Raw genomic sequence first — 24,802 nt, 5'->3', positions numbered from 1 at the left:
ATCTGAGGGTCGGACGTTCGAATCGTTCCGGGCGCGCCATTTACGTACAAAACCACGAACATTGCCGTTCTCGGTCTGTTTGCCGGCAATGGCCGCCTGGAGGATGTCCTTGCTGCCGATGATCCGGATGGTTTCGTCGTCGACCTCGACCGCATCGATGATCGAGTTGATATAGCCTTTGCGGGTGTTGGTATCGCCCGCATCGAGCTTCGCGTTCATCAACCGGGCGAAGGCGTCGATCTTCTCCGCATTGACGGCGGCCGCCATGCCGCATTGGGCGCGGGCATGATCGAGGGCCGCCTTTGCCCGGTCGCGTTGGGCTTTCAGAGCGGCGGTGCGCTCTCGCAGGATATCGTCCAGCTCGACGATGCCGTCTTCAATCGAGCGATACAGCCGCTTCATGCGATCTTCGCAGTCGGTCAATTCCTTCTGCAGAGCCAGCAAGCGGCCGTCGGCGGACTCGCTCTTTGCCGCCTGGCGTTCGATCAGCGACTTCAGGAGGTCGGCGATGCGGTCAGGCGCCAGCACACGCTGCTTGATGTTGGTCAAGACGATTTCGTCCAGGGTCGCGGCCGGGATGTGGCGGCCCTTGCAGACCGACTTGCCTTTCTGCTGGCAGCCCGCACACGAATAATATGAGTACGACCGCCCCTGTCGATTGGTCGTGCCGGTCCGGGTCATTCCCGAGCCGCACGAGCCGCAGACCGCAATGCCCGTCAGCAGTGAAGGGCCGTTCACGACGCGGGGTGGCGTGGTCTTCGGATTGCTCCGGGCGAGCTTCGCCTGCACCCGATCGAAATCGCTTTGCTCGATCAGGACCGGGACGGGAATATGGATCACCGACGATGGATCATGCTTCCTGCCATCGCGCGAGCTGCGCACGCCGTACGGCCATTGTCCGGTCGAATAGCAAGCGTTGGTCAGGATCTTGTGGACCGGCCCGACACCAAAGGTCGCGCCGCGGCGGGTGCGGTAGCCATGGCCGTTCAGCCACTTCGTCGTCTCCTTGACGCCGAGCGGCCCGGTCTTGCCGTCGCCCTCAAGATAGAGCTTGAACATCAGCCGAACCGTTTCGGCTTCGACTGCGTCAATGTCGAGCTTCTTCTTGATCTTCTGTCCGCGCCGCTCAGCCTCAACGATCCGATAGCCGAGGGGCGGCGTCGCACCGTTCCAGAAGCCTTGCTTGGCCGACTCGCGCATAGCGCGCGTTGTATTCTTGGATATCTCTCTGGATGTATGTTCGTCAAACGCCCCGATGATCTGACGAACGAGAATCTGACTGGGATCGTCCCCCGTCGGCTGCGTGACCGAGACCACCTCGACACCGTGCTTGCGCAACTTCCGGATCGTCAGCTCCATCTCGGCGACGTTGCGGAAGAAGCGGTTGAATGCATAGAACACGATCGCGTCGTAGGGATGATCCGGCGCACACGCGCGCTCGATCATGTCCTGCAACACCGGCCGCCGATCATCGGTCGCGGTCTTGGCCTCGACGAACTCATCGACCATGACGTAGCCGTTCTGATCGCAGAAGCCCGCCGTAATTTTTCGCTGACTCGGAATCGACGCTTCGTTCGCATACTGGCGCCCCGTGCTGACCCTGTAATAGGTCGCAGCGCGCTTGGCCGCGTCAGATTGCTTGGAAACCGAATTGTGAAAGACGTGCTTGTTCATGAGAAAACTCTAGTGACACTCTATGCTTACGGCGTTCTCAAGTCGGATTTGAGAGTCTCACTTGATGTCCTGTCAACGTTTATTTTTCTGAGGAATCGGTTGCGTCACCAGCCAGCAAATCCTGCAGCTCGGGGCCAAGCAAGACCTCAATCGCGCGCAACTCGCGGTCCATGATCGGCGGCGAGGGCGGCAGATCAAGTGCCACCTGAAAGTCCTCGCCTTGAGGCTGTCGGCGTCCTCTCTTCTTCGACACACCATCTGGGGTAGCCGCGGGAGCATGAACGCATGCGCCGTCCGCCCTCGTCCGCAGCTTGATGCGCGACCGCGCCGCCATCGGCTTAGAGCTCATAGCTGAGCTCCCGCCGATGATGCCGATCCTTCTCCGTCTGCCGCTCGAGCGGTCGCGAACCCTCAATGACGTCGAGCGTGGAAATCTTGGGCGAGGCGCGCGACAGTCTCTCGGCGAGCCAGTTCTGGCGCTGGCTCGTGGAAAAGGCCAGCTCGTCGCGCTGTTGATCGAAGGGCAGTTCGGCGGCGAGGCGCCGATCAATGCTCTTGGCGTCGACCACGAGCGTCGTCCGCTCCCGCGCGCGGCTCGTCGCCACGTAGATGTCGTGGCGATTGTAACTGTGATCCAGATGCACGACGGCATGATCGACCGTGAGGCCCTGGCAGCCGTAGACAGTCGAGGCATAAGCCCAACCAAGGCGGGGACGTCCCTGCGTGTCGGCAAGCTGCATCGGATCGAAGGCAATCCGCCGACCCTCGATGTCAGCCTCGATGATGATGCGACTTGCATCTCCAACGGGCACGGAGGCTTCACTGACCTTGACGATGGTCGCCGTCGAGCCATTGACCACACCAAGCTTGTCATCGCGGACGAGGAACCTGATCTTGTCCCCGGCCGCCAACGCAATCTTGGTTGAGTGGCCGGACGGCGTGGCCGCGGTGAAGCTAACCTCGGGGCCCCAGATGAAGCCGCTGTGCTTGTGGCGCTCGCGAGCGGCCTGTGAGATGGCGGCCACCGCTGCGTTAGACTTGGCGAGGATCAGGACCGAGGCAGCGGGGTCGCTGGCATGGACTTGATCAGCCGAATCCAGCACCTGAGCGATGGCCGCCTTGGCGCCGTCGGCTTCGATCAGCAAGCCCCGGTCAGCGAACGCCTCGAGCGCGGACACTGACTGCCCGGTACCGAAGGCTGTGATGGCTTCGCGCGCCCAGGCCTCGCGCTGGCGAACAATGGTGTTGACGCGCGCAGCTTCAACGGCGCGCGCCACCAGATCCAGCCCAGGACCGGCGCCGATCGCCTGGAGCTGCTGCCGATCCCCCACGAGGATGATCTTGGCGCCGGCTTCAGTGACGGCGCCAAGCAGCGCATGCATGTCTCGCGAGGAGAGCAGGCCGGCCTCGTCGACAATCAAGACGGTCTGCTTGTCGAGCACCTTCTCGCCGGCTTTGAGCCGCGCGATCCAGGAGGCCGTTGCCCGGGCTTCGATTCCGAGGTCATCCCGGAGCATGTTGGCGATTCGCCAGGCGGATGCGGCGCCGATCACCCGGCATCCGGCCTTGGCGTATCCTTGCACCACTGGCGCCAGCAGTGTGGACTTGCCAACTCCAGGGGCGCCTTCAACGATGGCAACAGCCGAGCTTGTCGTTGCGGCGAGCGCTGCCTCCGACTGCTCGGCGGTGAACCCCACTGCTCGGCAACGGTCCCTCAGCGACTCCAGATCGAGGGAGCGCCAGGACTGGTTCGCGAGACGCTGCGCCTGTTCGACGACCTCCCGCTCGATCGCGAGCATCTCGGGGGTCGAGTAGCAGGGCAGGCCAAGCGCATCATGCCCAATTTCCAGAAACACTCCCTGGGTCAGCAGGCGGGTGAGCTCGGTTTCAGCGCGCTCGACCGGCAGGCCGGTGCCAACAAGGGCGGCTGCGACCGAGCGCAGAAGCTCGCGCCGCTGGACGACGCTTTCATGTTCGGTGAGACTGGCCGGCAGGGCGGCCAACCGTTCCGAGAAAACCCGTTCGCCCGCTTCCTGGTCGAGCGTCTTCGATTCGACCCTCAAGCTCTCGGCCAATGTTTCCGTCTCAACGCCGAACGACCGGGCGGCCTCACGCCAGACCTCCTCTCGCCCGATGCTCTCGCTCTCGCGCTTGCTGCTTCGCGTCGCCTTGGCGATGGCTGCTGCCAGCGCCGCTGCTTGGCCGCTGGTGACGCCGTGTCCAGCGAGTTCGTCCTCGATCTCCTGCCTTCGGGCGCTGAAATACTTGATCGTCGCATCGTTAATGCCGGCGATCTCGAACACGCCGTTCTTGCCGACGCGGTCGATCGCGAATCCGATCTTCTCAAGCTCATGGGCCAGCGCGGCGTGATACGTCGCCCCGGCCGCCATCTTGAAATCGCGGATGATTTTTGAGTGGAGTCCGCCGGCAGTATGATCGCTCGGACGTGTCGCGATGTTCAGGCATACGCAATGGGTGTGCAGATTCGGATCGGCAAACACACGTCCGTCGCTGTGCAGGGTTTTTCGGCTTTCCCCGTGCTGAAAAGTCGCCGAGGACAACGCGACTCCTTCCAGGAAGGCGCCCTTGAACCCGCGACGCGCCCATGTCGCCTCGCGTTCCAGCATGGCGAGCGTGGCCCGAACGGCCTTCTGCTGCGCCGCTTCGATCAGGCGTTTTGTATCGTACGAGCCAAGGCCCCAGACGAGGCTGACGGAACGCGGCGCGCTCAGGGTGATGTCGAAGGCGGGCGTCCGCTCTTTGTGGCGGCGAATCTGTTCGAGCAGCGGAGAGCCACTTTCATCCCGCGCATGATACAGGCGATCGAAGGTGAGGCGGTCGACGGACGATCCGTCGACGAGACCAAAATCCCCGGCCGGCGCGTACCAGATGCCGGGCGGCTTGCCACTGCCGGCGTAATACTCCGTCTCACGCTGACGCGTGTAGTACGAGCTCGCCGCTGCCGGATTCCAGGTCGCAACCACGAAAAAGGCCCCCGATGGAGGCCTTCTTCAATATGCATATCCTCGCCTAAGGCGATTGAATCAATGCAGTCCTATTTCTGGTGTAATTTCAATTGCTTGTCATCCAGACCAGAAGCCTGTTAAGCCATCGATCCTCGAAGGGCCGCGTCCATCTCCCGCCCCTTATCCCGGGACCAATTCTCATTGGTATCGTCAAGTCTCCTGGACGAGAGCCACAGGAAAACTCCTTCAGCGGTGGGCTCTGTACTGTTCCCGCACGATCAGCTGCGTCCGCGAGATCGGCTACATCGCAGCCAGGTTCCGCTGATGGCCGTCATGTTGGGAGCATGCCTATTGAACGTGGCGCTCAAATTCGATGATGCTGGGGGTCTCCCTTTCTAGGAAGACGGTTCGTGCTGCCTTGGATAAAGGAGCTATTCTTCCTCAAGACATATAAGACCTCGCATTTCACGCCCTGGCCTGAATGGTACGCCAAAGATTTCGCCTCTGACCACTCAGCCCAAGAGCTTGAAGCGCGGCGCGACGCCTTCTAGTCAAGGGATGCGCAAGCTACAGCAAGGAACACGAATGTCGGATCTCTACCGCATCATGAAGGGCAAGGCGTACCGTCTCGCCGAGACCATCATCGCCCCGAAGCATCACGGCGAGGACCTGCTGCGGACCATCATGTCGGACAGCGATTACAGCCGTCAGCCGTTGTTCCTGTCAATGCTACCGCAGGTCATTCCGGCAGAGGCGCACCGTCAAATCCTGCTCGACGGCTTGGCGCGCGAATATGCCGGCGCCGATAACTGGATGGCCTACGTCGAGAGCGAAACGTCCAAGTAAACATGCGAAACGGCCCTGGCAGATGATAGCTTCAATATCTGCATGCACCGCGATGGCATGAAGGCATCAATACTACCGAATGATGAGATGACTTCGAGGTATTCATCTGATTAGAAGGCCACTGTAGTTGTCAAAACCCCCGTAATCGGTTCCAACAATGAAACTCTGTGTTGCTGGGGCCGTATTCGTGAGTGCCGCTTCGAGCGCTGCCGTTGCCGCGCCGATCGAGCTTACCTGCAATGGCACGCTACATCAGTATCTTCCAACTGTGGTTCACGCAGCGTTGTCTCCGACGGCGGCACAGGTTGATCTTGAAGCCATGCGCATCAGCACGCCGTTCGGCCGCTATGGCATAACAAGCGTCGATAATTCATCCGTCAGCTTCAATGGGACGTGGAAGGGCTGGCTTGTGGCCGGTTCGCTCGACCGAACAACCGGCGAAATGAACATGCGGTGGTTGAGCAAGGAGGAGCAGACCAAGCTTTATCGCAGGGAGAAGGCGCAGATGGGAATGTCCGCCGATCTGAAGTGTTCGGTAGCGTCTCGGCTGTTTTGACTCGCAGAAAGCAACGGTGGAATCTTGACTTGCTCGCTTCCTACGCATGGCCGCATTTCTTGCTCGATCTGTCATTCCAGCCGATTCTCGTTCGATGAGACGCGGACGCTGAGCACAGATCAAACTTGGCGGATAACCGCAAATCCGCTCGCCTGGGGAAATGCCGAGCCGGAGATTCTCATCCTGGGCTTCTCGAAGGGTCCCAGCCAAGCTGGTGAGCTTCAACGGCTTCCTCACAATGAAATTCCATACCGAAAGGGCCGGAAACAAGTAGGCAAGATTCTGGCTCATGTGGGCCTGCTTCGGGCCGCCGACCCCGAGGAGCTAAGGGGTCTCGTTGATCAGGCGATTGCCAACACCCAGGGGCGCTTCGGATGGGGCTCACTGGTCCGCTGTACCGTCGAGCGCTTCGACGGCAAGACGTGGGTCGGCAGTGGCGGGATGATCGACGAGTTCATGAAGCATGAGTTTGGCAAGCGAATTTCGCGTGCGTGCGCGACCAAGTTCTTGCGCAACCTACCCCATCGAACGAAACTGGTCATCATGTTCGGCCTTGGCGCTAAGGGGAGCTATGTGTCCGCAGCGCGCCGTGCGATTGAGGCGGCGCGGCCTGGTACTTGGCGAACCGTGAATGAGGTTGCGTATACCGATGGACAGATAACCGTGGTTCACGTTGAACATTTCGCCTCGCAGGGGGCGAACATTCCGAATTGGCTAGGGCAGAACATCCACCCGCGCTCGAAACTCGGTCTGATGGCACGCGAGGCCGTCTCCTTTGGGCTGGCTTCGTTGAATGAGAACACGTCGAAGAGCGCATGCTGAAAGTCCTTTCACTCGCAATCGCGATGCTCAGCCTCGGATCGATCTGCCCGGGTAGAGCCGATGAATGTGATGCGTTAGCTGGTGAAGTCGCTGCGCGCGTACCAGACGTTAGCGTCGGCCGGCGAAGCTCGGTGGTCATCTTTCTTTCCCATCCATCCGTAAAATACGCCTCGATCGGCTGCTTGCCATTCAGGAATTTTGTCGCGGTCGTAGAGGGAAAATATCCGAAAAGTGACTATTTTGATTTTCTCGGCGCCGCCGGTTCGGTCGTGCTCCATGGCAGAGCGGCCAGCGTTCGAGAGGGCGCGATACGCTGCCTCAAGAGAACGTTGTCGAGGCCCGACGAAGACGTGAGCTTAGATTTCGCGGGTTTGTCGTTTAGTTGCTCGGCAGGCAGGCTCTCTACTATTGTCACCGTGCAGATGCAGTAGTACAGGCACGACTGCATCGAGAGTCAACCGAGCCCAGGAATTCCGCCGAACGTCATTGGCCCATGCGCCGAGCCAAATCGAGCAAGAAGTCCGTGTGATCGGACGGATGCACGAACCTTGCGCACCAGCTCCGCCTCCGGCGTATTCATTCCTGAATTCAGCCGAGGTGCACGAAAGACCGTGGCGTATTAGGTGCGCCTCCGCTTTCGCCAGACTCGCATTGGCCATTCCACTTCGAGCACGTCGCCGAGCCCAAGAACCAGAGCTTTGACCTTCCGATGGGCAACGCCAAGTCGGTACGCGAGGTATTCCGGTCGGACGATTGGCACCTCACGTATCCGTTTCGTCATCACGCTTTGCTCAGTTCGGCCTGCCGGCCCCCGCTCAACGGTCAGCGTCACGTCCGCCTCGAGAATTGAGCGCTTGCCAATCGTCTGTTCGGCAAGCTCCGTCGTTTCGGGGCCTTGTGTCTGGGCGCACACGATCTTGGTCCTGAAACGCTGGAAGATGCTGGGAGCCGCATCCTCATAGATCCGCTTGAACTGTGCGATGTCCTGAATGGCGGCGATTGTAGATGCACCCTTGTTCCTTGCGACGTCCAGGAGCTCGGGCCATCGCCGCAGCCGGCCCAGCGCAGGGGCCTCGTCAAGGACGAAGTTCCGGATGCGCGTTTGGCTCACCGGCAATCTGTTGTCGCCGACCGCCGCCGTAATGAAATCGACAGCCATCCCGATCCAGGCCGCGCTGGTTTCCGGATGACGGCCGGACCGCTGAACGATGACGACCTTGGGCTGGTTCGGGTTCGATCCGCTAACCCACTCTCCGAACGAGAATTGCCGCTCACGCGGAACGTCCACCCATGCTTTTGCCAGCGGTCGGAGCACTCGCAGCACGCTGCCACGGAACGTCAACAACAGCGAGACCGTGGTCTTGCTGAGCTCGCCCGATGCATCGAATTCAATGAGACCCGACGCCGGGCGATAGAATTGCTCGAATTCCGTCTTCATTTGTGCGGGCTCGCGGAGGCAGGCCATGTAGAGCTGCGGCAGGCCCCAAGTGTCGCCGTATTTGGCTTTGCACACGATCATGCAACCCGCAAAGAGCGTCGCGGCGCCTTTGCCCCAGAACGCTTCGCTGGTCTGTCCGATGATCTGTTCCGCCGCACTTTCGCAATCGCTGTCGTCGCGAAGATCCCGCCCCATCGCCCAGGCGAACGTTCCCGGACGATCCGGATTGATGACGGCGAACTGTTCGTCCTCCATCGGGAATCCGTCCAATATCTCGCCAGTCGTGTCGTGAACAAACAGGCCGTAATCGGCGGTGGGATTTCGCAGCAGTCGGCCGATCATTTCTTCCAGCAGATAGAGAATGATGCGCGTCTTGCCGGAAGCGATGGCGCCAAGGATCAAGAGGTTTTGAACCTCCATGACGCGCGGGATGAACACGCCTGGCAGCCATTGTATCGTACGATCGGTCCCTTTGTGCTCCTTGCCCAGCAACGCATTGGCGCTCGTAATCGCGGCCACGCCTTTCAAGAGCTTGAGGCCTTCGTAGTGTTCACGACCATCCACAATAGGTGTTGCACGATGGCGCATCCGAAACGCGATAACTCCCGACATGAGCGCAGCGAGCGCTACGCCGATCAGCCGCGGGAGTGTTTCGCGGAGCAGATCGTCAGCGGATAGGGCGACGACGACCAGGCCGTGCGCGTTGATGTTGGACACCAGATCGGTAACGCCAACTTCGACCGCCTTATCGTGCCGCCACGCAGTCGGCGGGATGAGGACAAAGGACAGCGCGAGCCCGAGTAGGCATGACAGCAAAGCCATGCCAATGAGGGCGAATGCCGCTGGCGCCGCCGGACGATACTCATAGTTTGCGAGACGTTTCATGCCGGTCATTCCACCAGGCGGCCGCGGTGGCGCCAAACCACAATTGGGGCCCGCGCAGGAATGAACTGCGGGGGAAGATGCTTGTTGTCGTCGTAAAGCTGCTGGCGCGGAATGTTCAGTTGCTCTGCAAGAGCATCCCAGTCCATGTCATAGGTCGGAGAATACAGGCAGCCATCGGTGTACGGGCTCAGTCGGGCGCAGCGCGGCCAGTTCCCACGCTCTCCCGGTCGCACGATTTCGATGTGCGTCAGGGTCCATCTCCAGGCCTGCGGGCTCGCAACCCCCACCATGACAATCACGGTGGTCAACACGGACGTGATCACCGTCATCTGCGCAGACGAGTGCAATAGCCGCCATCGCTCCCGCCATCCGAGCGTCTCCCGCTCGGGCTTCGGCAGCGGGGGAGGCGTCGGACAGCCGATCTCCGGCGCGATCGTGCCGACCACCTCGCGATACTGCGCGGCCGTCAGACGTGCAAGGGTCCTGGCCGGCAGGCGAACGAACTGCGCCGGCGTCATCTGCTTGAGACGGTTCATCAACTGCCGCGACTCGTTTGCGGCATCCCTCTTCACCTTCGCCGTGTCCTTGCGAAACTTCGTGCGGCGGTCAGCCATCGCGGTCTTCGCCAAGGAACGGCAGGATGCGGCAGATCTCATCCTGCATGATCGCCGACCACTCCGCGATGTCCTTGACCAGGATTTTTGCTTCGTCACGCGGCGCGCCGGTCTGGCGGATTGCCTCGGCATAGTTGTCGGCGTGCCAGGACACGATCGTGGAGGGGAGCGCCTGCAAGCGCTCGTAGATGGCCATGCTGCGAGCGCGGACCTTCGGCATCTCGATCACGGGATAGCGCTTGATCGCGCTCATGAAGGCTTTGCGGGTGTCTTCCTGGCAGTAGCTGATGGCCTTCGTCGGATCGCCCGCATAGTGATTGAGCACCAGCACCGTGTTGGCGTTGGGGAGATTCCGCTCGATGCGCTTGAGCTCGCGGATCATCTGCGAGGCGGAATCCTCACCAGCTTTGCAGACAACAAGCGGCATGACCTGCAATCCCAGGCTCGTGATGTCCTCATCGAGGTCGAGATCCGCAATCGCGACATGGAACAGCGGCGCGAGCGCGCCGCCAACTTCCAGCAAGGTCGAACGCCGCGTCTGCGGCGCGTCCGTTACGGCACGATACCAGGGCGCGATAATGTCGCTGGGCACCAAGTCGTCGCCGCGGCTCTCGCGGTGCTCCGGGACGAGAAGACTTTCCACCGGCACGCCGGCCTTCATTGACAGCTTGCGCTTGGTGTCCATCTGGAAAAGGTCGAGCGGCAGGCCAGCGAGGCTGAAGGCGGTGACGAGCTGCAGCGCGGTCGTCGTCTTGCCGGCGGCGCCTTCGTCGGAGGTCAGGATCAGTGCGGCGGGACCAGCCTCGGCAAATCCGGGTGTCTTGGTGTCCGTGTTGCTGTCTTTCTTCATGCTCTGTGGTCTCAATTTGCGTTGAAATCAGATGAGACATGGCAGCCGGCCATGCTTGTCCTGGCTGACCGGACATCTCGCTGCGTGAGGGATGGGCAAATGCGCCACGCCGACCGGCGTGGCGCATTTGCGCTAGGCCCCGGAGGGGGCGCCGGCGCGCAAGGTGGCCAGGATCTCGTCGCGGCCGGTGCCGGCCTTGGTACGCTGGCGCGCGCGCCAGTACTCCGCATCCGGCAACGGCAGCGCGATGGTGTGGAAGGCCTCGATCGGAACCACGTGGGCGCCAGAACGGAGGTACTGCCTGCTCTTGATCGCCGCCGCGAGGCTGGCGTAGGTGCGCTTGATCGGCTCGAGCGCGTCGCCCTCGAGCACCGGCTGGTAGACCCAGAGCGCGCGCAGCGCGGTCTGCTTCATCCAGCCCTCGGGAGCGCCGCTCGTGGAAATGCCGAGATAGCCGGCGAGGGTGACCAGGTCCTCGCTCGAGACCCACAGGTTCGCCGCACCGAAGATGGCGAACTCGGCCGCGTAGCCGCCCGCCAGGATCCGGGCATTGAGCACCCTGTCGCGCTCCAGCCGGGGGCGGTAAGTCTCATCGATGTAGGTGGCGTGGCGGTGCCCCTGCTCGTCGATGATGACGTAGTCGACGGGGATGCCGGCCGCCGCGGCCACCGTCACATGACCGACTTCCTGGATAATGAGCCGCGTCATCGGCGGGATCTCATCCTCAGCGGCGATGCGACCGAGGGGCAGCGGGTAGGCGTCGAGATTCTTCAGCATATGGTGATCCTCTTGTGAGCGGGCGGTCATCCACCCACCCGCGATCCTTCCATCGCCCGCAAGACCAAGCGAATGAATGAATGGGCGCGAAATCCTGGCGTGCGATCAGTGTGTTAAGGCTATCCACGTCAGCTTTGAAGCTGGATGAGCCCGGCCATCAGCCGCCACTGATTACGGAACAGCGGTGGAGGGCCGCTCGACCGAAAGCTCTCGCGTTGTCCGCGCGATCCGGATGATGCCGGCGACGGCTTCTGCACTGCGTAGCCCCTGGTCGAACTGATCCGCGGAGATCGCCAGGATCAGGAACTCCCTCAATCTCGTCCACGCCCGCGACAATTGGGTCTCACAGGGCTGGGCGGCGAGCACTTGCCGTGCGATCCCGAACAACTCGGGGCCGAGCCGGGCCTCGACGCCGGCGTTGATGCGTCCGATGAAGCGCGCGATCTCGAACGTCTTCCCGAAGGAAGCTCCATATTTCATCCAGAGCTCCGCAGGATTGATGTCGGCGGAAATCGCGATCTGGCAGGCTTCGACCGAAGACACATCCGTGCTGGGATGGTTGTAGGCTAGCTCCAACTGCGCCGCCGCATCGGTGGCGCCCATGTCGACTGCCACCTTGTGAGCCGCCGACACGCGCTGGGCACGGTCATAGGCGCGAGAGATCAGCCTCACCGCTTCCGTCTCGGCCAGGATCTTGTTGGTCAACTCCGCCGCGTACGGTGCAGCCCCATGGTCCATCTGCAGCTTAAGGGGGGCCCACAATTTGAGCTCGGCCTCCGATTCAAACGCGGTGCGACTCGTCAAATGCTCGCGTCCGACGTTCAGCCGATAGTCAACGGTATCGGACCCGCCGCCAAGCTTGCCCAGCTCCTCTTTGGCTTTCGCTCCGCTCCCAAGCACCGCGGCGAGGCAGTGGTAAGCCAGCAGCGTTTGTACGCCGAGAGCGATGTTGAGGTGCTGCACCACATCCCTTTGCTTGTAGCGGCCGGCAAAATCCTTCTTCGGCGGCATCTCCTTCACGATGGCCATCACCATGTTGCTATTGCCGGTCTGCAGCACCTTCGGCAGAATCTCGAAGATTGCCAGCGGCGGGGGGATCTCACCGTAATCCCGCGCGTCCTGTTCGCGCTGCCGCACGGCAGCGTTCTCTCGCCGCTTGCGCGCCTTCTTGCGCCTGTCCTTCTCGTTCGCCGTATTGGACGCCTTCGGCAGGACTTTCTTCGCCACGTTTAACCTCCTGAATTGATCGCCTTGGATGGAATTGCGCGGATTGCGCCTAGCTCTTGCCGCCGAACTGCAGCCGGCGATCAAAAGCGCCGATGCGGACGAACAGCGTTTCGAGATTGCGCGCGGCCGTGATCATCATGACCGGCCTGTTGTTACGCATCCCCTGGATGCCGCGAGTGACCAGACCGGATTCATCCCAGAGCTGGACCGGTGCGGTCTGCAGGACTCCGTTGCGCACCATGCGCTCCACGGCGGAGACCGTTACCCAGTTGCCGACGTGAAAGCGAACCGGAGTGGTCGCGGTCGGCAGATAGGGAGGAAGGCCGAGCTGGGCCGAGATTTCCAGGATGCAGGGGCGCTTGTCGCCGACAGCGTGCTGCAGCTTCTGCGTCAGGGACCGCATCAGCGTCTGTTGAAAATCCACCCCCACCGGCGTTTCGCCGATTGCCTCGATCGCACACACAAAGTCCCATGCTGCACTCACGTTGACTTCTCCTCTGACTAAGCCTCTTGACTAGGTGGCTACGGCAGGAGCCGCAGTTTGCAATCGCCGCAGATGAAATGGGCGTCCGGTTTGGCCCAGGCGTTCTGCCCGCAACCGGCGCACTGGTATCGCGTCTTGCTCTGGCGCTTCTTCAGCGCGATCTTGCGTGCGGCTTTCGTCGTGCGCTCCACGTACGCGAGCGCGAAACCCTTCGCGATCAGCTTGTCAGCGGCGCGGTCAAACGGGCCGCCAGGCCTGACATAGTGCGTCATCCGCTGGCCCGTCTTCTCGCCGCCCGGCCGCCCGGTGTGCGAGGGCACGAGGCCGATTTCTTCCATCTTGGCCGCCCACTGCAAGTTGTGATAGCCACCACGCGAGACCTTGCCATGGTGGTGCTGCCACTGGTGGGCCATCTCGTGACCGAGCGTCGACAACACCCGCTTGGCGCCGCGCTGTGCGAAGTGCGCCGGGTTGAGAGCAATTTCGTCGGTGATGATGGTGCCGTCTGAGGACCGGAAGCGCCGTCCTGCGAAGAAGCCCAACGCGCGCTTCTTGCGCTGTAGCGTGATCAGGCAAGGCGGCAACTCGCCGCCAAACAGCTTCTGGTTAAACGCCTTCCAGGCGCGACCGATCGGTCCATACGATTGTGACATCGGATCGATCTTGCGCCGGGCCTTCGAGCGGTGGCGCTGTTTCGTACGATCCACTGCCGATCGTTTGCCGCGCAGCTTGGTCTTGTTGGTGCGCGCCATCACATCGCTCCGCGCGCGTTCGACATGCTGATCTTCGCGAGCGGCATGTCCGGTCGGTTCCTGACAAGCCAGCCGAGGAGGTCGCGCGCCCAAGCCCGACGCATCGAGCGCGTCAACTCGATCAGGCCGTCATCCTTCACCTCGTAGAGCGCGGCATCGACCGTCATGGGCTGGATGAACTGTCCGGTGTACCACTTGGCCTTCGCCCAGCTGGAGTCGCAGGCCACGATCAGTGCGCCGAGGGGCAGCGTGGCGTCAGCGCCGGGCTTGAGCTCGACGCCGCAGAAGGCCCAGCCATTGTCCCGGGCGGGATCGATAGAATGGACCCAGCGGCGCCAGCTACGGAGATTCGTTTCGGCGCCCCATCGCCGGGACGGCGACATTGCCGCGATCGCTGCCATGGCGCTGTCGTGGTGCCGCGCCACGTATTGGTCAGTGGCGGGCACCGTTACGGCAATCGACTTTGTCGCCGTGACATCATTCATTGCTGCTTGCTCTTAGCTTCGTAGCGTTAGCTCCGAAACTAATCGCGAATGGCCTTCAAACTAATAGAGGTGAGTTCGAATGTTTGAGGAGCCTCAGCAACGGAGGACGTCAGGTTAGGTCCCAGGAAGCGCTGTCCGCCCGCGAAGCCCAGATGGATCGTGATGGCCTGTTGGAAGGGCACCCTCGGCTACGAATTGCAGAGACTTGCCTATCGATACGTCCACTCGAGCGCTTGCAGCATCGCGACCCATTCGCATTGGCGCAGCCCGTATCAAACTACCTGTTCGAAGCTTCAGTTCTTCCTCGGGAGGGCAACGTCGCATTAACCTCTAAGGTCGGTCGCCCGAAAACGAAGGTCGTTGCTCAAGGATTCGTTGAGTAATCCAGCCTACGCAACGAGAGAACGATAATGGACGATGGAGACAAGCGATGGGTAGTCTGACGATGCCTGCATATGCCTACTATCTGGCGCGCGGCCGAGAGAGGAAGGACCCAGCGAAATCGAGTGCTTGGAATGACAAGAGTGAGAAGACATTGAACGGCCTCTTTGAACTATTCGACCACCCGCTGATCAAAGAGATCGCGGTTCGTGAGGGGGCAGTCTCAGCTCGATTCCCTGACGCTAATCTCCGCCAATCCAATTGGCGGGCCACCACAATGGTTGAAGAGGATCGGTTTGCGAGACCTAAGCTCGAGAGTATTCTGAATGAACTTCAAAATCGGGGCACGATTGTCGTTCCATCAATCGGACACTTAAAAGGCAATCATAAACTGATGCGTCGGTTGTGTGACCACCCCATCGCTCCAGTTTCAATTGACCGAGCTAGGATTAGGATTGCACTGGTAAAGCGGGCATTGTTGCAGCAACCTGAGGGTCGGCCCACCAGCGAGTTTACGAAAATCGTGTGTGATTTCTTCGCTTGGCTCATACAAAGCGCGCTCAAAAATCAAAGGCTGCTAGAGACTTCGCGTCAGCATTATCCCAAGACCGCGCAGCCAGCAATTCGTCGCAAGCGTTCACCAAAGAGACTCGGCGTGAAAAAGCCAAGAGGCGCCAAGCCCGAGGACAGTCGTACGACAGAGAGGACTTTGAGCAATTGAATGTTTGTCCCGGCGAGACGCTTCAAACATTCGAACTCACCTCTATAGGTTTGCGACATGTTCGACTCTATTGACTCGACGAAGGTAGAGACGCGCAGAGAGCGCGTCGTCCCGACGAAAGCGAGTCGAGCCATGCGTCTGCGGCCCTCCCGAGAGTCCGCGTCCCAAGAGCGGAAGGACAAGCGCCCGCAAAATGACGCCTCAGCGGTACTCTCAAACCGCATGAGCGCGGCCTCGGCACAGCAGAACAGGGCCGCCTGGTTCGGCGAGGCGCGCGACCACCTCTTGCTGGAGATCGGTTCCGACGTCGAAATCTGCAAGAGGTTGTTGGAGCGGCTCAAAGAGACCTATGGGCACGTCGCCTATGCGGAGGGGCAACTTTGGCACTATGCGGCAACGCATTGGGAGGCTTTTCCCGAACATAAGCTCAGAGCGCTCGTCCAAGAATTTGATGGCGCGCGGTATCCGACGCCCTCGGGATCGGTGGCATGGATCAAACTGGGCAAAGGCAAGATCAATTCCATTCTGCATGAATTGCTCAAGAGCTGTTCGGAGCCTGGCTTTTTTGACGCGCGCGCGATTGGTATCAACTGCGCGTCGGGGTTCATTCAGTTTGGCGAGAAAGGGACGCCTACTCTTCGCCCGCATTCGCCGGAACATCGCGCTCGCCATACGCTTTGTGGTCACTGGAAGCCGGGCCGATCGATAAGGCTGCCGCCAAAGTCGCTATTGCGGAAACTATTAGACGGAGTATTCAAAGGCGATCCCGATCGCTCTGAAAAGGTGCAGCTGCTCGCAGAGATCTGCGGCGTTGCCGCGCTCGGCCACGCAACCAAGCTCTTGCAGCCGCGTTCGGTCATTCTCTACGGTCCGCTTGCGGAGAACGGCAAAGGCCAAATCCTGGATCTCGTGCGGGGTCTGCTGCCTGAAGCGGCCGTCTGCTCTGTCCCGCCGGCAATCATGAGCGACGAGCGACACATTATCGCGCTTGCGGGCAAGCTCTTGAATGCGACCGACGAGCTCTCGGCCGCCGCTGTCGCCTCCGATCGGTTCAAGTCGGTCGTCACCGGGGATCCTGTCCCTGGACGCGACGTGTACAAGAGCCGGATCGAATTTCGTCCAATGGCGCAACACGTCTTCGCCGCAAACGCACTGCCGCCGTTTATTGGCGGCATGGACCGAGGGGTGCAGCGCCGCCTTTGCGTTGTCCCCTTCAATCGCATTATCCCCGTTACCGAACGGATTGAAGGAATTGGCAAGCTGGTAGGGCAACGCGAACCTGACCTCCTGCTCGCGTGGGCGATTGACGGAGCATCGCGCGCCCTTCGGGAAGGCGTGTTTACGACTCCAAGCTCCTGCCGACAAACACTGCGCGAATGGATCTTTGCGGCAGATCCGGTTGCGGCTTGGATCGAAGAGCGCGTGAAGGTCGAGGCGGACGGCGACGTGAGAAAGGGGATCAAGACGCGCGACGCCTACACGGAGTTTCGGTCATGGGCCGCGGCGGAAGGCTTCAAGACCCTACCGGAGATCAACGGCTTCGTGCAGCGCGTTTTGTCCGCCGGTCGCGGAATCGAGCACCGCAGGAGTGGAAAAGAGGGCAGGCGGTTCATCGGAATGCGGATTCGTCACAAGGAAGAAATCTAGCTCCAAGATGCGTCATCTCAGCACTTTCAATGGCTTAGGCCGCATTCGTTGTCGCGGCCTCAGCCCATTGGCTGAAGATCGCCGCTGGACTCGAGGTTGAGATCTCCGCGCGAGCGGCCGCTTACGATCAAGCAGCGCGCCGTCAGTACCTGAAAGTTGATGGGAATCGAGATGATTCAAAAATTGCAAGGTCAGCCTTCTTTCTCGATCACAGTGGCTCCGCCGTCGGGCAGGCGTCCTCGTCCGATCTTGCGCCATGGCGCAGAGACGCATTTGTGCCTCACCGATCCTCTTCGCGTGACGTACCATTACCCGGTCAGCTATATCCGACCGGGTCGAAAGACCGCCAGCCGCGTTTGGGTCCGAGACCACGAATTCATACAGGTGCGGACGGCCCGCCGCTCTGAAACCACCCCGGCGTATCGAATTGTCTCTCCAGATGCTGAGCGTCAACCCGTTGAAATTGTGGAGTTCGACAACCGTCTTTGGTGGCCCATTGGCGGCCATAACCTCGCAGTGCCATTCTTTGCAGCACTTGCGGCTGGCGATTCGTCGGCCGTTAGTCTGCTCGGCACGTCGCTTGTCCGGACGGGCAAGCGCGTTACCACCATCGATGCGGTTAACGCGGGCAGAATCGTCGACGACGGTCGCATCAAAGCTGCAATTGATATCCAACGCGCGGCCGACGATCTCCTGATCGTCGAGAATCAGATTCTGATGGCGGACGGTGAGCCTGTGTACGTTCTTTGGAACCATCGGATTGATCCGAAGCTCACAATTCGCTCCTGTTATGACTTCATTGAAACGTTGTATGGTGCAGACATAGATTTTGGATATGATGATCTCACTACCGCTCTCACGTTCGGAACTGTCTTTGCTCCCACTGAACTGGAAAGGCTTGCATCGCTTCTTCGCACCGTCGACGCTGACATCGCACGGCACGCGACGATCGAGGTATCCGGCATTCGGAAATTTGGCTCCGATCCACTTGAGGTCCAAACAGATGCGGCATTTCGCAAGCTCCTCCGCTTGGCGGCTGTGCCCCGGCGATTGCCCAGGGCTGCCGCCGTTGAAGTCCGCCAGAAGGTGACAGAACTTCAGCAAGCGGCAAGCGCATCTTCCACCTTAGTTCGCGCCCGCGCCATGCAGGCACATCTGGATTGGCTGGAGTTGTTTCCGTGGCTGTCCAGCTTTCATGTCGAGCACCGCTTTCTCAAGCATGTGATTGGTAACATCCGTGAGGAAGGTAATCGACGGGGTGTATTCACTCCGTTTACAAAATTCGAACCGCTTACCGAAGAAGAGGATGCGATTGTGGGAGCGCTCGCCATATAGCGCGGCTGCAAAGCTGATCTGCCTTAAACGCGCGGTTCGACGACAGCATTGGGTGATCTGCAAGAAGACAAACCTGCTTCGAACTGGGATCGGGCCTCGGGCGACCAGAGCCGCGATCAATCCCCCGTCGGGAGCCTTGGCGTTCGAAGTTGATCGACTAGGGCCATTAACATGGCAAACACGGGCAGCAAGGCGGATGCCGGCGCTCTGCAGATCCGGAGATGCGCCGCAGTGTGCCGATTGTCGCCAACAAGATTCTCCACGATTCTTGTGCGAATAGCTGCGATGGCTGCGTCGACGCCAGCACAGGTGAAGGAGGGGCGGGTTGACCTGTGTGCGGCCACGCACCCAAGAGGATGGTCATATATCTTCTCTAGCGCCGCCTCGCTGGAGGCGCTGTCGCGAGACCAATTACAACCGCAACGCACGGTTTGGCGCCGGCAAGCGACGTCTGCCCTCCTCAGAGTTCCTGATCCATGAGGTTACGGAAAATCCGCAGAGACTTGGTCATCTCCTCGCAGATTATCCGCAACTTCGGTCTCGCGATGTTTCGGTCTCGTTCTGTCAGCGTCAGGATTGCCTCAAAAACCTCATCTGAATAGTACGCAAGCAGCAGCAGGTGCTCGCCTCTTGGCCCGCAAGTGCCCTCAAGCCAGTTCTTGATGGTCCTTTCTCCAGCCCCGGTCCATTGCCGAATCTTCTTCGTCATATGGGGCGTCGACCTCGATCCCTTCTTCAAGGCCTCGCTGACGGCCCGCGCGTAAACCAGACGGGGCGCATTATCACCGCTTCCATTGCGAAAAATTCTGCCTGTCTTTGGCAACATTTTTCCAATCCCTTCTAGTTAGATACTCGACACACTCGCGGAGTAGCGATCCTCAGCATCCCCTTCAGTTGGCGCCACGTCCAAGCCCAAGACCGGTTAGTATCGTGGAACGCAAAGATACGTCGAGAACACCGCCTCTCAGCCAGCGGACGGAGGACCCACATTCTCCTCGATCGCTTCGCGCGGCGCAGTATGTGCGCATGTCCACGGAGCACCAGAAATATTCGACGGAAAACCAGTCCGATATAATTAAGCGCTATGCGGCGCAGCGAGGATTAGAAATTTCCCGCACCTATATCGACGCCGGTCGGAGCGGGCTCAATGTCGAAGGGCGACCCGGTCTGCAACGCCTGCTGGCCGACATCGAGGGCGGAGCGGCCGATTTCTCAGTCGTTCTTGTCTATGATGTGAGTCGCTGGGGACGGTTTCCGGATTCCGACGAGGCCGCGTTCTACGAATACCGCTGTCGCGCGGCCGGCGTGAAGGTTGCTTACTGTGCGGAAGAGTTCGAAAATGACGGCAGCATCGGCTCCGACGTCCAGAAGGTCGTCAAGCGGCGCATGGCAGCCGAATACAGCCGCGAACTTTCAGTCAAGGTGTTCGCCGGCCAAAAGCGCCTCATCGAGTTGGGCTTTCGCCAAGGCGGCCCGTCAGGCTTCGGCCTGCGCCGTCAACTCGTTGATGACCGCGGCGAATCGAAAGGGATCTTGCAGCGCCGTCAGCACAAGAGCATTCAGACCGATCGTGTCATCCTGGTGCCCGGGCCGCAAGAAGAAGCAGAGATTGTTGCCGGGATATATCGCGATTTCGTGGAGCGGCGGCTCAACGAGGCGACGATTGCAGACAACTTGAATAAGCGAGGTATCCGAACTGATCTCGATCGGTCCTGGACCCGCGGTACCGTCCATCAGATCCTCATCAACGAGAAATACATTGGCAACAATGTCTGGAATCGTGGTTCGTTCAAGCTGAAGCAGAACCGCATCCGGAATGATCCGCAGACTTGGGTGCGAGCCGAAAATGCTTTTCAACCAATCGTCGATCGGATGCTGTACGACGCTGCTCAAGCGATCATCGACGCACGTTCACACCGGATGACCGATGAGGAAATGCTAGTCTGCCTTCATCAGCTACTGCTTTCCCAAGGAGCTCTTTCCGGGCTTCTGATCGATGAGACGGACAGCTGCCCGTCCAGTGGTGCATTCCAGCGACGCTTCGGCAGTTTGATCCGTGCCTATCGTCTGGTTGGTTACACGCCCGAAAGGGACTTCAACTACATCGAGATCAATCGAACGCTTCGAAGGCTCCATCCAGCCGTCATCGAGGAGGTCATCGGGGGACTTGAGCATTTTGGCGGGTGCGTCAGCCAACAGGCATCCTCCGAATTGCTGATCGTGAACGACGAGTTCTCCGTCTCTGTCGTGATCGCGCGCTGTCGCGAGACAGCCGGAGGTGCCTTGCGATGGCGGGTTCGATTGGAGCGGAGCTTGATGCCCGATGTCACCGTCGCGGTCCGGATGGACAGTTCAAATATTTCAGCTCGAGACTACCTCATCTTGCCGACCCTAGACATGGACGAGCGAGTGTTGCGGCTGCAAGAGCACAACGGCATCTCGCTCGATGCTTACCTGTTCGATTCCATGGAGCCGCTCTTCGAGATGGCAGAAAGAGTCCCCCTCAGGGAGGTTGCGTGATGGCAGAATCCAATTCGCTCGCCGTGCAGATCGTTCCTGTCTCACAGGTATCGGTCGTCAACCCGCGGATACGCAACAAGAAAAGCTTCCGGGAGCTGGTCGAAAACATTGCTGCGTTGGGCCTCAAGAAGCCGATTACCGTCACCAGGCGAGAGGAGCAGCAGGGTGTCAGATACGACCTGGTCTGCGGTCAGGGGCGCTTGGAGGCGTTCATGGAGCTGGGGGCCAGCGAGATCCCGGCGCTTGTCATCGAAGCCAGTGTTGAAGACTGCATGGTCAAGAGCCTGGTAGAGAACTGTGCCAGGCGCCAGCATCACGCCATCGACCTGCTCCATGACATCGGTGGCATGAAACAACGTGGCTATACCGATCCGGAGATCGCAAAGAAGACCGGATTGTCGCTCGAATATGTTCGCGGCGTCGGCCGTTTGCTCGCGCAAGGTGAGCAGCGTCTGCTGAGGGCGGTCGAAGCTGGACATATTCCAGTGAGCGTCGCCGTACAAATCGCGGACGCCGACGATATCGGCATCCAGGAAGCGCTTCATCAGGCCTACGAACGAAATCTCTTGCGGGGCCGAAAATTGATGATCGTGAAGCGCATTGTCGAGAGCAGGCGGCGTCGCGGGCGAGCAATTCGTGGGAGGGGTCCGAAAGAGGCGTCACAGAAGCTATCCTCCCGCACCCTGCTACGTGCCTACAAGGAGGATACGGACCGCAAGCGTCTCCTGATACGCAAGGCGGACGCGACTCGAAATCGACTGCTCTTCATTGCTCATGCGATGCGTGAGCTCTTTGGAGATGAACGATTTGTGTCCCTCCTGAAGGCGGAAAAGCTCGATTCCGTGCCGAAGAAGTTGTTGGGACGGATGGAACGAGGAGACGTCGGATAATGCCCCACAAACCTGATCGGCGTCCCATCACAATGGCGTTCGAGAAAGAGCGCGTGACTCTTCCTATTGGCGCTATTCAGCCGCTCCGTCTGATCAACGATGCGGTCAAGAAGTCTCCGAAGTATAGCCAGATCCAATCCTCCGTACGAGAGATCGGGCTTGTAGAGCCGCTTGTTGTTGCGCGAGATCGGAGCGAAAAGGGCAAGTATCTCCTCCTCGACGGACATTTGCGGCTCGCCGTCCTCCAGGAGCTGGGGATCACGGAAACGACGTGCCTGGTCGCGACCGACGACGAGGCATTTACATACAACAAGAGAGTTAGCCGGATCGCGACCGTTCAGGAGCGCAACATGATCCTGACCGCAATCAAACGAGGGGTCCCGGAAGAACGCATCGCGAAGGTGCTCAATGTGAACGTGTCTCATGTCCGGCTAAAGACGCGCTTGCTGGACGGCATCTGCACCGAAGCGGTCGAGTTGCTCAAGGACAAGCACGTCCCGATTGCAACATTTGCGGAGTTGCGGAAGATGCAGCCGATGCGACAGATAGAGGCGGCCCAACTCATGGTCGCCATGAACAAATTCTCTATCACGTATGCGAAGTCCCTGGTGGGAGCCACTCCGCAGTCGCAATTGGTTGAAACGGCAAGACCAAAGCATGTCGAAGGCCTTACGGATGAACAAGTCGCATTGATGGAGCAGGAATCCGCGAACCTGGATCGCGAGTTTCGTCTCATGGAACAGTCGTATGGAGCCGATCATCTCGATCTTGTCGTCGCAACTGGCTATCTTCATCGCCTGCTTGAGAACGCCCGGATTGTGCGTTACCTCGCTCAGAACTTTCCTGAACTCCTCGCCGAATTTCAGAGGATCGCCGAACAGCAGAAATCGGCGGCCTAGGAGCCTTTCCCCGTTGCAGGTCGTTTTGCTTGCCGGCCGAGCCGCCGTGTCACTGGCGCCATGCATTGTCACTGCCGGCTTCTTGATCTCGTTCCATTCTGCCTGGCTCCTTACGCCGACCGGGCAGCCACCGGCGACCTTCACCAAAAGTGTGCCCTTCGATCGCTGCGCGTCCGACAGTCCCCCGCGGCATCACAGAGTTACAGTTTGGCTGGAATTTCCGTGACGGGTTAAGAGCCGAGAGGAGAGTCTCGCGGCGCCCGTCATGGAGATATCCCATGACCCAACTGAATGTTCTGGATGCCGCTCGCGATGCGCGTGGCGGCTACAAGGTGGATCTGAGCCGCGGTGAGCGCGTCGGCCGCGTCGCATCGGAATGGTTTTCCCGGCCGGCGGACGAGCGTTACCTGTCGCTGTCCGAGCTCCACGCCGCCGTGCGCGGTCGCGCCGAGCGGAGCCGGACCCGGACAGTCGAAAGTGCAGCGATCAGGGTGGAGGCGAATCGTGACGATGCTGAGCGGCTGACGCTGATGCTGCCAAGCGAGGATGCGCCGCTTGCGCCGACCCACTGGAGTTTTGGTCAGCTTGCAACAATGGTGGGCGCGCCGTCCGCCTATTTGCGGCAGCTTCCAGCGCCGCTCGCCGCTATCAATTTACAGTACGGACTGACCTCCAATCGTGCGGAGCTGATCAAGACGCTCGAGGTGCGGGACGGACATGCTGAACTTCGCGCGGTCACCAGCCCCGACTATGGGCGCATCTTCGATCAAGAACTCGTGGCCGCCGTGCAGCGCATTGCCGGCAACGGCACTGGCGACACCCGCTGGAAAGTACCGGGCGTGCTCGACTGGTCGACCGGCATCTACAATCCGCGGGTTGATATCACGAAAGCCACGACGACGTTGTACGCATCGGATCGTGACGTATTCCTGTTCCTGGTCGACGACCTCAACCCGATCGAGGCGGGCAAGCTGCCGGACGGCTCGCCCGACCTCTACTTCCGCGGCTTTTATTGCTGGAATTCCGAGGTCGGCGCCAAGACGCTTGGGATCGCGAGCTTCTATCTCCGCGCCGTGTGCCAGAATCGCAATCTCTGGGGTGTGGAGGATTTCGAGGAGATCACCATCCGACACTCCAAATACGCCGCGTCCCGGTTCGCGCACGAGGCGGCGCCGGCGCTCACGCGCTTCGCCAACTCCTCGCCGGCGCCGTTCGTCAATGGCATCAGGGCGGCACGGGAGCGGATTGTTGCGCGCACGGATGAGGAGCGCACCGAGTTTCTGCGCAAGCGTGGATTCGGCAAGTCGGAGACGGCTAAGATCATCGAGACGGTACTCGCCGAGGAAGGCCGCAAGCCTGCGAGCATCTTCGACTTCGTCCAAGGCATCACCGCCGTGGCGCGCGACAAGCCGTACCAGGACGCCCGGTTGGATCTCGAGGCGAAGGCCAAAAAGTTGCTCGATCGGGCAAACTGAGGCCGTTCGCGCTGCCCCGATGGAGCACGCGTGACGAGCCTCAGCTCTCGGTTTCTCCGGCTGGCGCCGCCCTGCAGAGTTAGAGGGCGGCGCTTCGCTTCGTGACGGGCCAGAAGGTCGAGAGAGGTTCTCGACCGCCCGTCGCGGAGAAACTTCAATGGCTAAATCTGTTCGGAAGATCGTCCTGAGCCAGTCACGCGATATTCCTTTCAACCGGCTGGTGCTGAGCCAGTCCAATGTCCGCCGTATCAAGGCGGGCGTCTCGATCGAGGAGCTTGCACAGGACATCGCGCGGCGCACGCTGCTCCAGAGCCTCACCGTCCGCCCGGTCCTCGACGAGGGCGGCGCCGAAACCGGCGTGTTCGAGATCCCGGCGGGCGGACGGCGTTATCGCGCGCTCGAGCTTCTGGTCAAGCAGAAGCGGCTCGCCCGCAATGCGCCAGTTCCCTGCGTCATCCGAACCGACGGGCTCGCCGAGGAGGATTCGCTGGCTGAAAATGTGCAACGCGCCCCGCTATTAGGTTCTGTATCGCAACTGTCCTCTTAGAGTCGTAGGTC

The 24,802-nt window shown here is 60.3% G+C and carries 23 protein-coding genes and 1 pseudogene; 12 read left to right on the top strand and 12 right to left on the bottom strand.

Annotated elements, in window-relative coordinates:
- The 3 genes from HL671_RS37180 to mobF form a co-directional block, all read right to left on the bottom strand.
- On the bottom strand, positions 1–1,674 hold a 1,674-nt coding region (locus HL671_RS37180), incomplete at its 3' end, for a recombinase family protein (RefSeq protein WP_172244012.1).
- Positions 1,675–1,753: 79 nt separating this feature from the next.
- Complete coding sequence (locus tag HL671_RS38865; protein WP_283813115.1) at positions 1,754–1,879, bottom strand: hypothetical protein; 126 nt, start codon at positions 1,877–1,879, stop codon at positions 1,754–1,756.
- Positions 1,880–2,012: 133 nt separating this feature from the next.
- On the bottom strand, positions 2,013–4,658 hold the full coding sequence (mobF, locus tag HL671_RS39045; protein ID WP_172244009.1) for a MobF family relaxase: 2,646 nt from the start codon (positions 4,656–4,658) through the stop codon (positions 2,013–2,015).
- Positions 4,659–5,225: 567 nt separating this feature from the next.
- Between mobF and HL671_RS37170 the strand changes: the two genes are divergently transcribed.
- From HL671_RS37170 to HL671_RS37155, 4 genes are all read left to right on the top strand, one after another.
- The gene (locus tag HL671_RS37170; RefSeq protein WP_172244006.1) at positions 5,226–5,486 is read left to right on the top strand and encodes a hypothetical protein; all 261 of its coding nucleotides are present in this window, start codon (positions 5,226–5,228) and stop codon (positions 5,484–5,486) included.
- 187 nt (positions 5,487–5,673) lie between these two features.
- On the top strand, positions 5,674–6,042 hold the full coding sequence (locus HL671_RS37165) for a hypothetical protein (RefSeq protein ID WP_210264269.1): 369 nt from the start codon (positions 5,674–5,676) through the stop codon (positions 6,040–6,042).
- 24 nt (positions 6,043–6,066) lie between these two features.
- A complete protein-coding gene (locus HL671_RS37160) occupies positions 6,067–6,864 on the top strand; it encodes a hypothetical protein (RefSeq protein ID WP_246579791.1) in 798 nt (265 codons plus the stop codon).
- On the top strand, positions 6,858–7,295 hold the full coding sequence (locus tag HL671_RS37155; protein WP_172244000.1) for a hypothetical protein: 438 nt from the start codon (positions 6,858–6,860) through the stop codon (positions 7,293–7,295). The genes HL671_RS37160 and HL671_RS37155 overlap by 7 nt, the downstream gene beginning before the upstream one ends.
- A 188-nt stretch (positions 7,296–7,483) precedes the next feature.
- Here the strand turns inward: HL671_RS37155 and HL671_RS37150 are convergent, their stop codons facing one another.
- The 8 genes from HL671_RS37150 to HL671_RS37115 all read right to left on the bottom strand — a co-directional run bounded on the left by HL671_RS37150 (position 7,484) and on the right by HL671_RS37115 (position 14,292).
- Positions 7,484–9,187 carry a type IV secretion system DNA-binding domain-containing protein gene (locus HL671_RS37150; RefSeq protein WP_172243997.1) on the bottom strand — a complete coding sequence of 568 codons (1,704 nt, stop codon included), beginning with the start codon at positions 9,185–9,187 and terminating at the stop codon, positions 7,484–7,486.
- Positions 9,188–9,192: 5 nt separating this feature from the next.
- Positions 9,193–9,801 carry a hypothetical protein gene (locus HL671_RS37145; protein WP_172243994.1) on the bottom strand — a complete coding sequence of 203 codons (609 nt, stop codon included), beginning with the start codon at positions 9,799–9,801 and terminating at the stop codon, positions 9,193–9,195.
- Positions 9,794–10,651, bottom strand: coding sequence for a nucleotide-binding protein (locus tag HL671_RS37140; protein ID WP_172243991.1), 858 nt, complete (start codon positions 10,649–10,651; stop codon positions 9,794–9,796). The genes HL671_RS37145 and HL671_RS37140 overlap by 8 nt, the downstream gene beginning before the upstream one ends.
- Positions 10,652–10,783: 132 nt before the next feature.
- Positions 10,784–11,428, bottom strand: a complete 645-nt coding sequence (locus HL671_RS37135) for a hypothetical protein (protein WP_172243988.1) — start codon at positions 11,426–11,428, stop codon at positions 10,784–10,786.
- Between the two features lie 171 nt (positions 11,429–11,599).
- The gene (locus HL671_RS37130; RefSeq protein WP_172243985.1) at positions 11,600–12,655 is read right to left on the bottom strand and encodes a hypothetical protein; all 1,056 of its coding nucleotides are present in this window, start codon (positions 12,653–12,655) and stop codon (positions 11,600–11,602) included.
- A 49-nt stretch (positions 12,656–12,704) separates the two neighbouring features.
- Entirely contained in the window at positions 12,705–13,139 is a 435-nt protein-coding gene (locus HL671_RS37125) for a hypothetical protein (protein ID WP_172243982.1), read from the bottom strand.
- A 38-nt stretch (positions 13,140–13,177) separates the two neighbouring features.
- Positions 13,178–13,891, bottom strand: a complete 714-nt coding sequence (locus tag HL671_RS37120) for a SprT-like domain-containing protein (protein WP_172243979.1) — start codon at positions 13,889–13,891, stop codon at positions 13,178–13,180.
- Positions 13,891–14,292, bottom strand: a complete 402-nt coding sequence (locus HL671_RS37115) for a hypothetical protein (protein ID WP_210264268.1) — start codon at positions 14,290–14,292, stop codon at positions 13,891–13,893. Before HL671_RS37115 ends, HL671_RS37120 begins: the two co-directional genes overlap by 1 nt.
- A 514-nt stretch (positions 14,293–14,806) precedes the next feature.
- Between HL671_RS37115 and HL671_RS37110 the strand changes: the two genes are divergently transcribed.
- The 3 genes from HL671_RS37110 (at position 14,807) to HL671_RS37100 (ending at position 18,460) form a co-directional block, all read left to right on the top strand.
- Positions 14,807–15,478, top strand: coding sequence for a hypothetical protein (locus tag HL671_RS37110; RefSeq protein ID WP_172243973.1), 672 nt, complete (start codon positions 14,807–14,809; stop codon positions 15,476–15,478).
- Between the two features lie 132 nt (positions 15,479–15,610).
- The gene (locus tag HL671_RS37105; protein WP_172243970.1) at positions 15,611–17,125 is read left to right on the top strand and encodes a DNA primase family protein; all 1,515 of its coding nucleotides are present in this window, start codon (positions 15,611–15,613) and stop codon (positions 17,123–17,125) included.
- A 159-nt stretch (positions 17,126–17,284) separates the two neighbouring features.
- On the top strand, positions 17,285–18,460 hold the full coding sequence (locus HL671_RS37100) for a hypothetical protein (RefSeq protein WP_172243967.1): 1,176 nt from the start codon (positions 17,285–17,287) through the stop codon (positions 18,458–18,460).
- Positions 18,461–18,920: 460 nt separating this feature from the next.
- Here the strand turns inward: HL671_RS37100 and HL671_RS37095 are convergent, their stop codons facing one another.
- The gene (locus HL671_RS37095) at positions 18,921–19,169 is read right to left on the bottom strand and encodes a hypothetical protein (protein ID WP_172243964.1); all 249 of its coding nucleotides are present in this window, start codon (positions 19,167–19,169) and stop codon (positions 18,921–18,923) included.
- Between the two features lie 221 nt (positions 19,170–19,390).
- Here HL671_RS37095 and HL671_RS37090 point away from each other — a divergent pair, with 221 nt between their 5' ends.
- From HL671_RS37090 to HL671_RS37070, 5 genes and pseudogenes are all read left to right on the top strand, one after another.
- On the top strand, positions 19,391–20,980 hold the full coding sequence (locus HL671_RS37090; RefSeq protein ID WP_311993554.1) for a recombinase family protein: 1,590 nt from the start codon (positions 19,391–19,393) through the stop codon (positions 20,978–20,980).
- A complete protein-coding gene (locus tag HL671_RS37085) occupies positions 20,980–21,870 on the top strand; it encodes a plasmid partitioning protein RepB C-terminal domain-containing protein (RefSeq protein WP_172243958.1) in 891 nt (296 codons plus the stop codon). The genes HL671_RS37090 and HL671_RS37085 overlap by 1 nt, the downstream gene beginning before the upstream one ends.
- Positions 21,870–22,769, top strand: a complete 900-nt coding sequence (locus HL671_RS37080) for a plasmid partitioning protein RepB C-terminal domain-containing protein (RefSeq protein ID WP_172243955.1) — start codon at positions 21,870–21,872, stop codon at positions 22,767–22,769. The genes HL671_RS37085 and HL671_RS37080 overlap by 1 nt, the downstream gene beginning before the upstream one ends.
- 278 nt (positions 22,770–23,047) lie before the next feature.
- Positions 23,048–24,244 carry a DUF932 domain-containing protein gene (locus HL671_RS37075; RefSeq protein ID WP_172244015.1) on the top strand — a complete coding sequence of 399 codons (1,197 nt, stop codon included), beginning with the start codon at positions 23,048–23,050 and terminating at the stop codon, positions 24,242–24,244.
- A 157-nt stretch (positions 24,245–24,401) separates the two neighbouring features.
- Positions 24,402–24,761: pseudogene (locus HL671_RS37070) on the top strand (ParB/Srx family N-terminal domain-containing protein); the annotation flags it as partial.
- Positions 24,762–24,802 lie beyond the last annotated feature (41 nt).

It is taken from the genome of Bradyrhizobium denitrificans (assembly GCF_013179005.1).
GTDB lineage: Bacteria > Pseudomonadota > Alphaproteobacteria > Rhizobiales > Xanthobacteraceae > Bradyrhizobium > Bradyrhizobium denitrificans.
This window is presented reverse-complemented; position numbering and strand designations above follow the sequence as displayed.

Coding starts and splice junctions, on each gene's coding strand:
- HL671_RS37115 (WP_210264268.1), bottom strand. CDS start 14,292: ATGGCAGCGATCGCGGCAATGTCGCCGTCCCGGCGATGGGGCGCCGAA.
- HL671_RS37095 (WP_172243964.1), bottom strand. CDS start 19,169: ATGACGAAGAAGATTCGGCAATGGACCGGGGCTGGAGAAAGGACCATC.
- HL671_RS37110 (WP_172243973.1), top strand. CDS start 14,807: ATGGGTAGTCTGACGATGCCTGCATATGCCTACTATCTGGCGCGCGGC.
- HL671_RS37150 (WP_172243997.1), bottom strand. CDS start 9,187: ATGAAACGTCTCGCAAACTATGAGTATCGTCCGGCGGCGCCAGCGGCA.
- HL671_RS37105 (WP_172243970.1), top strand. CDS start 15,611: ATGCGTCTGCGGCCCTCCCGAGAGTCCGCGTCCCAAGAGCGGAAGGAC.
- HL671_RS37170 (WP_172244006.1), top strand. CDS start 5,226: ATGTCGGATCTCTACCGCATCATGAAGGGCAAGGCGTACCGTCTCGCC.
- HL671_RS37155 (WP_172244000.1), top strand. CDS start 6,858: ATGCTGAAAGTCCTTTCACTCGCAATCGCGATGCTCAGCCTCGGATCG.
- HL671_RS37140 (WP_172243991.1), bottom strand. CDS start 10,651: ATGAAGAAAGACAGCAACACGGACACCAAGACACCCGGATTTGCCGAG.
- HL671_RS37075 (WP_172244015.1), top strand. CDS start 23,048: ATGACCCAACTGAATGTTCTGGATGCCGCTCGCGATGCGCGTGGCGGC.
- HL671_RS37120 (WP_172243979.1), bottom strand. CDS start 13,891: ATGGCGCGCACCAACAAGACCAAGCTGCGCGGCAAACGATCGGCAGTG.
- HL671_RS37135 (WP_172243988.1), bottom strand. CDS start 11,428: ATGCTGAAGAATCTCGACGCCTACCCGCTGCCCCTCGGTCGCATCGCC.
- HL671_RS37085 (WP_172243958.1), top strand. CDS start 20,980: ATGGCAGAATCCAATTCGCTCGCCGTGCAGATCGTTCCTGTCTCACAG.
- HL671_RS37100 (WP_172243967.1), top strand. CDS start 17,285: ATGGGAATCGAGATGATTCAAAAATTGCAAGGTCAGCCTTCTTTCTCG.
- HL671_RS37145 (WP_172243994.1), bottom strand. CDS start 9,801: ATGGCTGACCGCCGCACGAAGTTTCGCAAGGACACGGCGAAGGTGAAG.
- HL671_RS37080 (WP_172243955.1), top strand. CDS start 21,870: ATGCCCCACAAACCTGATCGGCGTCCCATCACAATGGCGTTCGAGAAA.